This window comes from Streptacidiphilus sp. BW17 (genome assembly GCF_041262485.1).
In the GTDB taxonomy this organism is placed as follows: domain Bacteria; phylum Actinomycetota; class Actinomycetes; order Streptomycetales; family Streptomycetaceae; genus Streptacidiphilus.
Window position 1 is genome coordinate 1 of record NZ_JBGCCR010000066.1, and the last position, 12086, is coordinate 12086.

Below are 12086 nucleotides of genomic sequence, written 5' to 3' on the forward strand. Positions count from 1 at the left end.
AGGTAAGTGATCTGTTCGATGACCTCCAGTGGGTTCGAGATACCGCCCGACCAGAAGGCGTCCCACACGCGGTCGATCTTGCTCTTCAGCTCACCTGTAATCACGTTGCAGAGGGTATCGGACCCGCCGACACGGGGGAGGCTGAAGCCTCTGCAGTGCCTCCCGGATGACGGATCGGGTCAGGTGTGCACCCCGTCGTTCGTTGCTCAGTCCGGTGCTGGCAGTCGACACATTCTGCCCGCGGTAAACGATTGGACGTGATGCGTTGCCCCAGGCCGAGCGGACCAGAGAGCTGCCTCTGTCCCCGGAGCACCGCTCTGCGCACTGTCCGCCAGCGTCACTCCTCACCCCAAGTGGGGGTAATTCCCGCTGATAAAGTCTCCGATCTGCTGGTGCATGCTCGGATGGATGTTGAGCTCACCAATCTGGCCAGGAGCAATCCACCGCACACCGTCTGCTTCGTCATTGATGGTGGGCTCTCCCCCGACGGGCCGACCGATGTAGGTGCTCTCGTACTGCTGGCGGATCTCACCGTCGCTGTAGGCGACGATGTCGTGCGGGTTGGCGTAGACGCCAAGGAAGCCGGTGATCTCCGCGAGGATGCCGGTCTCCTCCTGGCACTCGCGGACGGCGCAACCTGCCGCGGTCTCGCCGATGTCCTGAGCACCGCCTGGGAGGGCCCACTGGCCAGTGTCGCGGCGGCGCTGGAGCAGGATCTCGCCGGCGTCGTTGACGACGAGGAGGTTGCTGGCCGGGATGAGGGTGTTGGCCTTGGGGGCCTCGGGGTCGTAGTAGTACTCGGTCCTGCCCATGGGCGGCTACTCCTTGCTGGTACGTGCGGTCGTGCCGTCCCAGGGCCGGGCGGCGGTCCAGACAGCGTCGAAGCTGGCGGCGTAGTGGTCGAACCACCCCCGTGCCGGCCCCCGGCGCAGATGCAGGAGGGGGTTGGCACTGGCGGGCTGCCCCCAGATGTGCGGGTTAGCGAGCAGGTCGTCGTCGTATCGGAACAGCGAGGCGTAGACCGTGGCGTCGTGGAGGCGGACCTCGCAACGGTCCTGTCCCAGAAGCGGTCGGTAGTAGGTGAGCGAGGCGCGGATCTTGGCCGCCATGGTGCCGTCGAGATCTTCCTCCTCGTCGCGGCGAGCGACGGCCCGTCCCGTCGGGTCGGCGAAGCACAGGCGGACGCGCGTTCCTTGTCGAGCACGCGTCGCCAGCATCTCGGCGACGTGTGGATTGCTCTGGGCGAAGAACGTGCCCGAGTAGACGAGGACGTCGACGTGTCGCTCAGCGTGTTCAAGAAGGTGGAGCCACAGATCCCTTGGAACGCTCGCTCGGTTCGCATAGGTCGCGGCCACCAGTGCGTCCCGACCGGCGCTGATCGCTGGAGCGGTCGTCGACTGTGGCCAGATGTCGGTCGCGTCGGCGCGGAGCAGCTCGGAGGTGGTCCACCGGTGGCGCGGGTGCGGCACGCGGCCGGCGAGCCATCGGCCGACCGTCTTGGGGTCTACCTCGCATGCGGCCGCCAAGGCTCGGGGCTGATGCCGCGCCTGGTCATCGCTAAGCGCAGTCGCTCGTTCACGGAGTACAGTCAACCGGCGGTCGGCGGTTCGAGAAGCACCCGGCCGTCGTGGCTCCGAACGCGCGTCGCACCGGACTTCAGGGCATCGAGGACGCGCACCGCGTAGACCTCGCTCATGCGGTCCACGACCTCCTCCCTGGTCAGCCAGGCAACTGCGGTGGCCTCGTCCGAGGGTTGCGGCTCGCTCTCCTCGACGGAGCAACGGAAGACCAGGGCGACGCCACGGGTCATGTTCTTGTAGACACCCGTCAGCCGATCCACCGCAACCTTGACACCGGTCTCCTCGAAGACCTCGCGGCAGACGCCGTCCTCCACGGTCTCGGTCAACTCCAGCACACCGCCTGGTGGTTCCCAGGTGCCGTTGTCGGCCCGCCTGATGGCAAGGGCCCGCCCGTCCTCGCGAACGACGGCTCCGGCAACGGACACGGAGTGCTGCGGCGTTGTACTCATGTACAGGAGACTAGGGAATAGGAAGGACTGTGGACGAGCACCGTCCATGACGGCACTGCGGCCGAGACTACTGAAGCCCATTCAGTCCGTCACGCGGTCGAAGTGATGCCGCTGGCTGCTTGTCACGTGCCGGTCTGGGCAGCCAGCGCGGCGATCTCATCGGCGCAGCCCCAGGAGAGAGTGACTCCTGCGCCTCCGTGACCGTAGTTGTGGAGGATGACGCGGTTGCCCTGCTGCTCCCTCTCTACGCGCACGCTCGGCCGGGTAGGACGAGTCCCGATGCGGTGTTCCAGGACCTGGGCATCGCCGAGTCGCGAGTCGATGGCCTGGCATCGGCGCAGGATGGCGGCTGCGGCATCTTCGTCAGGGGTCACATCGCCGCGATCGGTGATCGCGGTCCCACCGAGGACGACCGTTTCTCCATGGGGGTAGATGCACAGCAAGTCCTCGGACGGGCCGGTGTCCTCGGAGAAGAACTCGGTGATCCCAGGGTTGCTGACGACAACATGCTGGCCGCGGATCGGCTTCAGCTCGGCGTCGTTGGCGAGGCGTGCAGCTCCAAGTCCCGTGCAGTTCACGACCAGCGGGCCCAGTTCCAGTGCCGCCAGCGTGGTCAGGTGGCGGGTCTCGATGGTGACGCCCGCGCCCGCCGCTCGGCCGAGGAGATAGTCGAGGTAGACGGGCATGTCGATGAGCGGGACGGCGTAGCTGAAGCCGGAGATGAAGCCGCTGGGGAGTTCATCGGTCTTGCAGGCACGGAAACCGGGGAGCGTCCTGGCCCAGTCCGGTGCCTCATCTTCGTGGCGGGATGCTTCGATGCCGCTCGTGATCCGGACTCCCGTGCCGGGATCCTTGGCGAGCTCGGTGAAAGTCTCCAGAGAACGCTGGCTCCACCGCTCGACCTTGTCCTTCGGTTCGACGAGGTACGGGCCCCACATGGCCCCCGCTGCAAGGGAAGTCCGGCCAGGGATCTCCGCCGCGACCACGGTGGTTGCCAGCCCGCTCTCCGCCAGGACGACGGCGGTGGTGAGGCCGATGACGCCGGCCCCGACGACGGTGACTTGTTCAGCTCGGCTCATGAGCGGACTCTAACCCGATGTTGTCCTCGGCTTGGACCGTTCGGCGAGAGCAGCCTCCAGACGCGGGAGGAAGTCGCGGACATGGGGGTTGCGTTGGCGTCGGCGGAGGTCGCCGGTCAGTTCGTGGAGGAGTGCGACGCTGCGTGGGGAGGCGACGCTTTCGAGTCGGGTGACGGCCCGGTCTGCCACGGAGCAGGCCTGCTCGATCTCGCCGACAGCGGTGTAGCCGAGAGCGAGCCAGGCCCCCTCGAAGAGGGCACGGCGCTGACTCGGGTCGTGTTTCGGTACAGCGTGAGCGCCGGTCTCCAGCAGTTGGTTTCCAGCGCTCAGGTGGCGCTTCACTCGCGCGGTTGGTGTGTCGGCCGCCCGGCCGAGCTGAACGAGGCCGTAACCGGCCTGGCAGTCGAGGTGGTTGGCGGTCAGGAAGTACATCCAGCGGGGCTCGGCGGATCCGTCCCCGGCGGAGTCGACGAGTTGCCGGGCTTGGTCGCGCGTGCGCTCGAAGTCGGCTGCCTGGCCCGCGTTGGCATAGGCGAAGGCCAGGCGGGAGAGGACGGTGCCGCGTACTCCCGGTGTGGCGGAGCGGCTGGTTCGGGCGGCGGCCTGTCCGAGGGCTACGGCGTCCGTGGGGTGGTGACGGCTCGCGGCCTGGAATGAGAGGTCCGCGAGGATGTGTGCGGCGAGTGCGTCGTCGTTGACCTGGTGAGCAGCGCGTAAGGCGGTGGCGAAGTAGCGCTGGGCGAGTCCGTGTTCCCCGGCGTCGAAGGCCATCCAGCCCGCCAGTTGCCCGACCTCGCCGAGTGCCTGGAGTAGCCGGATCTGCGTCTGGGTTGCGTGGCCGCCCTCGTGGAGCAGGAGGGCGACAGCGCGGAACTGTGCGCCGACATAGGACAGGTGCCGAGCGCCACCGTGCTCGTCGTCCAACTGCTGGAGCAGCGGAAGGTTCTGCTCGACCTGGGTGACCAGCGGGTCGGCGTGACGCTGGCCGGCGAGCCGGGCGGTGAACGCCCCTCGCCCCTCGGTGCCTTCGAGGAAATGGGTGACGATGGCGGTCAGAGACGCACCGCTTGCAGCGAGGAAGTGACGGCGGTCGATCAACCCGCTGCTCACCCAGCCTTCCAAGATTCCTCCCAGGTCGGACGCCGTCCAAGGACGCGCAAGATCCGTCTCAGCGGGGACGAATGCGGATGAGGCCGAGGTACGGCCCTGCCAGAGAAACTCAACGGAGACCACGCGGCCAAGTGCCTGCGACAGCACATGGGCCACGACTGTCGGGAGCGGGGCACGCGGTAGTCCGCCCTGATCGCGCCAGTGGTAGGGAGCGGACTCGGCGACCGAGCCGTCTCCGAACGTCTTGTTGATCTTCCGGGCGAGGGTCTTCGGGCTCCAGCCCAGTTCGTCCAGGCATGAGCGAAGCTGCTCGTTCGGTGACTGCGGCTGCCGACTCATGCAGCGGTACCCCCGCTTCGCTGTGCGTCCTGGCCCATCCCATCCTGGCACCGCCAAAGCGCCGAGGGGACACGAGGCCAGGAAGTTGACCCAGTTGACCGCTTGACCGGCTGCCGCGCCCCGCACCGCAGCCGGTGTGCTGGACATGGCGACAGAAGGTCGCCGAGCCGACGGCCGTGTACGCACCGGCTCGCGGCTTCGGAGGCAGGCAACGGGAGGGAACCGATGGACAGCACATTGACCGCTCTGGCCGGGCAGATCGCCCAGTTGGACGTCGTGAACTCCGCCCAACTGGAGCGCATGCGCCACGAGGCCTTGACCGCGCAGGCGCCATGGAAGGCGGATTACGGCGCGTACCAGTCCGGTGGCTGGTGGACGACCTCGCTGATGAACGCCTCCGGCGACGCCGCCGACGTGACGATCGGCGACTGCACCGCGCAGCCCACCGGACTGCTCCGGCAACTGCCCGCCACCTCTGCGCTTCTGGCCAGCCTGGGGCTCAACTTCATGTGGGTGCGGCTGGCCAGGCTGGAGAGCAACGCCTTCCTCTGGGAGCACCGTGACTACGACGAGCTCGACCAGGTCGAGCGGCACCGCCTGCACATTCCGCTCCATACCAACAGCTCGGCCTTCATCGTCACGGGCGGTGCGAAAGTGCACATGGCAGGCGGCCGGATCTGGCGTCTCACCCCGACCTGCGCGCACGGGGTGTGCAACCTGCTGGGCCCCGACCGCATCCACCTGATCGCCGACGTGTACGCCGACGACGCCTACCACCAGCTGGCCAACCGGCCGACGCTGCACCCCGCGCTCGCCGAACGGTTGCCCACCGCCGACCAGACCGTCCTGGCCGAACGGTTCGGTACCGCCCGCAACTTGGCGACCTTGGGCTATGTCGACGCGGCCGAGCGGATGCTGCTGCGGATCTTCTACACCTTCGCCCTGCCCGAGGGCACGGCCTACGACCTGATCACCCAACTGCACGCCTCTCTGGGTGACATGGAGGCCGCGACGCGCTGGGAGACGGCCAAGCGCCGCCTCCTCGCCCTGGTCGCCTGACAGATCAGCCTCCGGCACCCCCGCCGCCCGCCAGCACCACATCCCGAAGGGAGAAGCGCATGCCCACCCTGCAACTGACCGAGATCACCCAGGCAAACCGGCCCGCCCAGCTTCCGCTGCTGTCAAAGCTCGCCGACATCCTGGCCGTCTCACCCGCCGTGACCCACCTGATGGTCCGCGGGTCGCTGGCACACGGCACCGCGGACCGGCTCTCCGACGTCGACTTCGTCGTCGGCGTACACGACGCCTGGCTTCCCGCCGTCGTCGAAGCCGTGGACACCCTGATGTCCGTTGAGGCCGGAGCACTGCTGCCCGGCTGGCGCGACTCGATCGTCGCCGACCTCGGCGGCATCGGAAAGGTCTACCTCATCCCGGACGAGGGCCGCCTGCACCAGATCGACCTGTACCTCGCCCCAGCCTCCCGCATTTCACGCCTCCGGGAGACCGTCAGCACCGCCGTCATCCTCGACCGGCAGCCCAAGCCACAGGCCGAACAGGACATCGCAGCAACGGACAGCTTCGTCGCCCCCTACCTGGCCACGCCGCGCACCTGCACCGAGTTGCTGATCGAGCACCTGGTCCTGGGCGTGCTCCTGCACAAGCGGATCAAGCGCGGCCAGAGCTTCGTGGCGTACTCGGAGTGGCACCGCCTGCACACCGCCACGAAGGACCTCATCAAGACCGCTCTCGCGCCTGCCTCGCTGTACTGGGGCTGGTACCAGCTGCGCGAGGAGATCGCAGTCACCCCGATCGGCCGGTCCTGCCTGAGCGACCTGGACACGGCGATCAGCGGCCCGGCGATCCCGCAGGCGGCCGACGTCACCGCCGCGATCGAGCGGGCGCTCGGACTGGCGGAGCGTGCCTGCCCGCAAGCACTTGACGGCATGCGGGATGCCGTCACGGCCTACCGCACCTACCAGGAGCAGGCGTGAACGCACTGCACCTCGCGGGCCCGGCTGTCATCCCGCCCTGCGAGGGCCTGACCGCCGCCTTCTTCGGTGGAGTCGTCCCGGTATCCGCCGAGGAGGAGATCCTGGCCGAGGAGATCGGCCGGTGCCTCGCCCAGGCCGGGTACCAACTGCTCCACGGCGGCTACAACGGCCTGATGGAGGCTGCTGCCCGGGGAGCAGCCTCGCAGGGCGCCACCGTCATTGCCGTCACCTTGACCGGCAAGCACGACGAGTGGGGCGCGTTCAACCGGCACACAGCCATGTCGGTCCACCTGCCCGACCTTGGCGCCCGCCTCAACCACTACCTGGAGCACGCCGACCTGATCGTCGCGATGGGCGGCGGAGTAGGCACCCTCCACGAGTTGACCGCCGCGCTGTACTACGCGACCACCGTCCGGCCTGTGCCGGTGTGTCTGGCCGGACCGACCGCCCACCGGCTCCTTGCCTTCCTCCTGGAAGAGAAGTGGCTGTTCGAGACACCCACCCGGTCTCTCGGCTTTCTCCGGACCGCGGGCACCGCCGAGGAGTTCCGGGCCCACCTCACAACGCTCGATACCAGCCCGATCGGAGGAGCATGACCGCCAGCCCGACTCCCGGGGGCATTGCCGCCCGGCTCGCTGAAACCGCCTGCGTGAACCACCCGTTCACGCTCACCGACGGCACCCGGCTGAGCGCCTACTTCGACGAGTACCGTCTCGCCGCCAACCCCTCACTCCTGCGCGACACAGCGCGCGCCATGGTCAGCCTCATCCCGGATGAGACCGAGGCTTTGGCCGGCATCGAACTCGGCGGCGTCCCGCTCGTCGTCGCCCTGTCGGCCGCAACTGGCCTGCCTGCCAGCTTCCTGCGCCGTCTCCCGAAGCGGTACGGCTCCCGACGGCAGATCGAGGGCGCCGACATCACCGGTCAGCGCACCGTCCTGGTCGACGACGTCGTTCGCTCCGGTGGTCAACTGCTCGCCATGGCCCGCATGCTGCGGGTGGCTGGAGCACCCGTCAGCGCTGCCGTGTGTGTCCTGGAACGCCCTCTTGGAGGTCGCAAGCTCCTGGCGGAGCAGCACATCACTCTCCACGCTTTGCTCACCGAGGAAGACCTCCCCGCCCAGCGGGCCGGTGACGCCGCATGAGGCAGGCCGTACTCTTCGACCTTGACGGCGTCCTTGTCGACAGCCGGGCCGCACAACTCGCCACACTGGCCGGGTACGCGACCTCCGCACTCGACCGCCGGATCGCCGTCGCGGACCTTCCAGCCGTAGCGGCCACCACCCCGCGCGAGCATGTGCTCGCATCGCTCGGATTCACCGGAGCGATCAACGAGGTCGGTTGGGATGCGGCCACCGCCACCGCAAGCCTCGGCACCTCGCTCTTCCCCTTCGTCACCGGCACTCTGGCTGCACTTCAGGAGTCGGGGGTCGCCACCGGCATCGTGACGCTGCGGAGCCGCCGAAGGGTCGGCTGGCTGCTTCCGGCGGATGTTCTCGACCTGATCGACACCATCGTTTGCTACGAGGACGCCGCACCCAAGCCCGCCCCGGACGGACTGCTCCTCGCACTCGGCCGCCTCGGCGTCGCCCCGCGGGATGCGGTGTTCGTCGGCGACATGGACACCGACGTCCACGCAGCCCGGGCCGCAGGCGTCCGGGTAATCGGTGCCGGGTGGGGCTTCGCCGACCCCCAGGCCCTGATCGAAGCGGGTGCCGACCTCGTACTCCCCCGGGCTGACGGTCTCGCCCAGGCGTTGCTCCTTCTGGTGGGCACCGGAAAGCCGGACTGAATCTCCAAGCGATCTTGACCCCAGAGCCGCTACTGTTGGTGGCGCAGTCGCAGCGGACCGTTGCGTCCTGTCTCGGCTGCGCCATCTCAGAGCGACGGATCTGGAGTCATGGTCTACACCGTGGGGGCGCGAGCTATCTGCGCCGAGCTGGAGAACTGAGAGCCACTCAGTCCTCGTTCTCGGCCCGGCTCGGCGTGTGATCAGCCCCCCCACCTCTCCACGACTCTTCCGTGAGGGCCATACCGCCATGCGCTCGACGCAGATCCGCTCCACCTTCCTGGACTTCTTCACCTCCCGCGGCCACCGCCACGTGCCGTCTAGCAGCCTGATCCCCGCCGATCCGACCCTGCTGCTGGCCAACTCCGGCATGAACCAGTTCAAGCCCTACTTCCTGGGCGAGGTCACCCCTGAGTACCCGCGCGCCACCACCATTCAGAAGTGCGCCCGCACCTCCGACATCGACAACGTCGGCCGCACCAACCGGCACGCCACGTTCTTCGAGATGATGGGCAACTTCTCCTTCGGCGACTACTTCAAGGCCGACGCCATCGCGTACGCGTGGGAGCTGCTCACCGAGGGCTACAACCTGGAGAAAGACCGGCTCTGGATCACCGTCTACGAGGACGACGACGAGGCCGAACAGCTCTGGCGCAAAATCGGGGTGCCCGCCCAGCGGATCCAGCGCCTCGGTATGGAGGACAATTACTGGTCCATGGGCGTCCCCGGGCCCTGCGGGCCTTGCTCCGAGGTCAATTACGACCGCGGCCCGGCCTTCGGCCGTGAAGGCGGCCCCGCCGTGGACGGCGAACGCTACATGGAGATCTGGAACCTCGTCTTCATGCAGTACCAGCGCGGCGAGGGTGACAAGAAGGGCGACTTCCCGGTCCTCGGAGAGCTCACCCGGCAAAGCATCGACACCGGCCTCGGCCTTGACCGCCTCGCCGCCGTCCTCCAGGACGTCGAGAACGTATGCAGCACCGACCTCCTGATGCCGACCCTCAGGACCGTCCAGGAACTCGCCAGCCGCGACTACCCCGGCAGCCGCGAACAGAAGTTCTCCTTCCAGGTCGTCACGGAGCACGCCCGCTCCATCGCCTACCTGATCGCCGACGGCGTCCTGCCCGCGAAGGACGGCCGAGGCTACATCCTGCGGCGCCTGATGCGGCGCGCGATCCGCCACGCCCGATTGCTCGGCATCGGCCAACCCGTCCTGGCCCCGGTGACCGCCAGCGTCGTCTCCAATCTCGGCGACACCTGGCCCGAGCTGACTGACCAGGCCGCCCTCATCGAACAGGTCGTCACCGCTGAGGAAGAGTCCTTCACCCGTACCCTCGTCCAGGGAACCCGGCTGCTGAACGCAGCCATCGCGCGGAGCCGCGAAACCCGGTCCACCACTGTCACCGGAGACACCGCCTTCGAACTCCACGACACCTACGGCTTCCCCGTCGAGATGACGGTCGAGGCGGCCCGCGACGCCGGGCTGAACGTCGACGAGGACCGCTTCGCCGACCTGCTCGCCGACCAGCAGAAGCGCGCCAAGGCCGGTGGCAAGGCCAAGGCCGCCGAAGCCATGCGCCGCCAAGACGCCTACCGCGAGCTGTCCGCTCGCCACGGCCGGACCGACTTCGTCGGCTACGACCGGCTCGTCACGGGGACCACCGTTCTCGGCCTGATCGCCGACGGCACCGCGGTCGCCGGCGCTGACCAGGGCAGCACGGTTGAACTCGTCCTCGATCGCAGCCCGTTCTACGCCGAGTCCGGCGGCCAGGTCGGTGACACCGGCACCATCCGCACCGTCGGCGGCGCCCGGCTGGAGGTGCTGGACACCAAGCTCGGTCTGGAAGGGTTCCATGTCCACACCGCCCGGGTCGTCGAAGGCGAGATCCGCAGCGGCGAACAGGCCGAAGCTCTCGTCGACGGCGCCCGACGCGAGGCCGTCGCCCGTTCCCACTCCGCCACCCATGTCCTCCACGCCATGCTCCGCCGCACCCTCGGCGACCATGCGCGCCAGCACGGCTCCCTCGTCGACGCCGGCCGCCTCCGTTTCGACTTCGCCCACTTCTCCGCCGTCGACGGTCCCCAGATGGCCGCCATCGAGACCCTGGTCAACGACCACCTCCTCGACGACCCCGAGGTCCGCGTCTGGCACGCCACCCGCTCGGAAGCCGAGGCCGCCGGAGCCACGGCTCTGTTCGGCGAGAAATACGGCGACCACGTCCGCATCGTCGATATCGGTGACTTCTCCCGCGAACTGTGCGGGGGAACCCACGTCGGCCACGGTTCCAACGCCGGCCCGGTCCGGATCCTCGGCGAGGCCTCCATCGGCGTCAACATCCGCCGCATCGAGGCCCTTACAGGCCGCGACGCCCTCACCTACTACGACACCGAGCGCCGCCTCCTCGAAGAACTCTCAAGGCTCCTCGGCACCCGTCCCAAGGACGCCCCCGACACGCTCCGGAACCGCCTCACCGCCCTCGCCACCGCGCAACACGAACTCGACCGCCTCCGGGACGCCGAGCTCCGCGCCCGCGCCAAGCAGCTCGCCGATTCCGCCCGCCGTGTCGAAGGCGGCCTGGTCATCACGGAGCGGCAGAGCGGCCTCGGCTCGGAGGAGCTCCGCACGCTGGCCACCCACACGGCCGGCCTGATCAAGACCGAGCACGCCGTCGTCGTCCTCGGCGCAGCGCACGACGGCAAGGCCCTGCTCACCGCCGCCATCACCCCGGGGCTCCACGGCACCGGCGTCGAGGCCAGCCAGATCCTCCTCTCCGCCGCCCGAGCCGTCGGCGGAGGAGCTGGCGGGAAGGGCCCCGTTGCCAGTGCTGGGGGACGCCACTTCGAGGCAGTCGACGAGGCACTCGAAGTCGCCGCGAGGGACGCTGTCCAGCTCCTCGGCCGGTAGAGCGCAGCTGCTCCTGTCAACGGGCTGCCGCACATGCACACTGGCGTGCACGCAGCAGCCCGTTCCGGCATCCGGTTCACTCAGACCGCGGCCAGCTTCTTCAGGAGCACAACGCTCTCGTAGTTGGTCACATCCCACCGCCACGTCCCGACCGGGATGTATCCCCGGCGGCGATACCAACGCAAGAGGTCGGTCGCCGAGGACGAAGTGTCGATCACGACCTGGGAAGAGCCGAGATCCGCCACCCGCGACTCCGCCACAGCCAGCATGCGCTGCCCGAGCCCCGTTCCCCGCTGGGAGGGTGCTACTGCGAGCTGCCAGAACGACCCTGCACCCAGCGGGGCGGGGTACCCCTCCGGCACCTCGTAGGTAGCCGACACCGTCACAGTCCCCACCAACTGGGAGCCAGCCACCGCAACCCAGCACTCGCCCCTCGCCAGGCGATGGGCAGTGTCCTGGACAGTCTGATAGGAGGCAAAGAAGACCCGCCCGGCAGCAGCATGGTCGAAGTAGGCACGGTGAAGCACCGTCGTAAGTTCCTCAAGGGAGTCGCCCCTGGTGAGACGCCGCACCACGACCGCCTCGCCGGACGGCAGCCGCATTGGCCTCGGAGCTGGTTGACCACCCACGAGATCAAGTTTCCGGTCGGCTTTCCCCTGACGCTTGGTCAAGCGAAGCTGGCTGGCCCGATCAGGTGACTTGCCCAGATGGACCCCGACCAGAACGGTCGAACTCCTCAGACCGGATCCATCTAGCTGTATTGATCCGCAGCGTTGTTGACTCGGCTGATGGGGGTTTGGCCTCCGAGTGCGGTGTGACAGCGATGGTAGTTGTAGCGGTGGAGG

The 12086-nt window shown here is 68.3% G+C and carries 12 protein-coding genes; 6 read left to right on the forward strand and 6 right to left on the reverse strand.

Going from position 1 to position 12086, the window contains the following annotated elements:
• Window positions 1-344: 344 nt before the first annotated feature.
• The 5 genes from ABH940_RS36545 to ABH940_RS36565 form a co-directional block, all read right to left on the reverse strand.
• On the reverse strand, window positions 345-812 hold the full coding sequence (locus ABH940_RS36545; protein WP_370107243.1) for an NUDIX hydrolase: 468 nt from the start codon (window positions 810-812) through the stop codon (window positions 345-347).
• Between the two features lie 6 nt (window positions 813-818).
• Window positions 819-1526 carry an XRE family transcriptional regulator gene (locus ABH940_RS36550; protein WP_370107244.1) on the reverse strand — a complete coding sequence of 236 codons (708 nt, stop codon included), beginning with the start codon at window positions 1524-1526 and terminating at the stop codon, window positions 819-821.
• 62 nt (window positions 1527-1588) lie between these two features.
• Complete coding sequence (locus ABH940_RS36555; protein WP_370107245.1) at window positions 1589-2029, reverse strand: NUDIX hydrolase; 441 nt, start codon at window positions 2027-2029, stop codon at window positions 1589-1591.
• Between the two features lie 122 nt (window positions 2030-2151).
• A complete protein-coding gene (locus ABH940_RS36560; RefSeq protein ID WP_370107246.1) occupies window positions 2152-3108 on the reverse strand; it encodes an FAD-dependent oxidoreductase in 957 nt (318 codons plus the stop codon).
• 9 nt (window positions 3109-3117) lie between these two features.
• A complete protein-coding gene (locus tag ABH940_RS36565; RefSeq protein ID WP_370107247.1) occupies window positions 3118-4704 on the reverse strand; it encodes a carph-isopro domain-containing protein in 1587 nt (528 codons plus the stop codon).
• A gap of 78 nt (window positions 4705-4782) precedes the next feature.
• Here ABH940_RS36565 and ABH940_RS36570 point away from each other — a divergent pair, with 78 nt between their 5' ends.
• The 6 genes from ABH940_RS36570 to alaS all read left to right on the forward strand — a co-directional run bounded on the left by ABH940_RS36570 (window position 4783) and on the right by alaS (window position 11241).
• Complete coding sequence (locus ABH940_RS36570) at window positions 4783-5616, forward strand: aspartyl/asparaginyl beta-hydroxylase domain-containing protein (protein WP_370107248.1); 834 nt, start codon at window positions 4783-4785, stop codon at window positions 5614-5616.
• Window positions 5617-5675: 59 nt separating this feature from the next.
• On the forward strand, window positions 5676-6548 hold the full coding sequence (locus tag ABH940_RS36575; protein WP_370107249.1) for a hypothetical protein: 873 nt from the start codon (window positions 5676-5678) through the stop codon (window positions 6546-6548).
• Window positions 6545-7144, forward strand: coding sequence for an LOG family protein (locus ABH940_RS36580; RefSeq protein ID WP_370107250.1), 600 nt, complete (start codon window positions 6545-6547; stop codon window positions 7142-7144). The genes ABH940_RS36575 and ABH940_RS36580 overlap by 4 nt, the downstream gene beginning before the upstream one ends.
• Window positions 7141-7692 (forward strand): orotate phosphoribosyltransferase, encoded by a 552-nt coding sequence (locus ABH940_RS36585; RefSeq protein ID WP_370107251.1) that lies wholly within the window; start codon window positions 7141-7143, stop codon window positions 7690-7692. The genes ABH940_RS36580 and ABH940_RS36585 overlap by 4 nt, the downstream gene beginning before the upstream one ends.
• A complete protein-coding gene (locus ABH940_RS36590; RefSeq protein WP_370107252.1) occupies window positions 7689-8339 on the forward strand; it encodes an HAD family hydrolase in 651 nt (216 codons plus the stop codon). Before ABH940_RS36585 ends, ABH940_RS36590 begins: the two co-directional genes overlap by 4 nt.
• A 247-nt stretch (window positions 8340-8586) precedes the next feature.
• Complete coding sequence (gene alaS / locus ABH940_RS36595) at window positions 8587-11241, forward strand: alanine--tRNA ligase (protein ID WP_370107253.1); 2655 nt, start codon at window positions 8587-8589, stop codon at window positions 11239-11241.
• 80 nt (window positions 11242-11321) lie between these two features.
• Here the strand turns inward: alaS and ABH940_RS36600 are convergent, their stop codons facing one another.
• A complete protein-coding gene (locus ABH940_RS36600; RefSeq protein WP_370107254.1) occupies window positions 11322-11912 on the reverse strand; it encodes a GNAT family N-acetyltransferase in 591 nt (196 codons plus the stop codon).
• Between the last annotated feature and the right edge of the window lie 174 nt (window positions 11913-12086).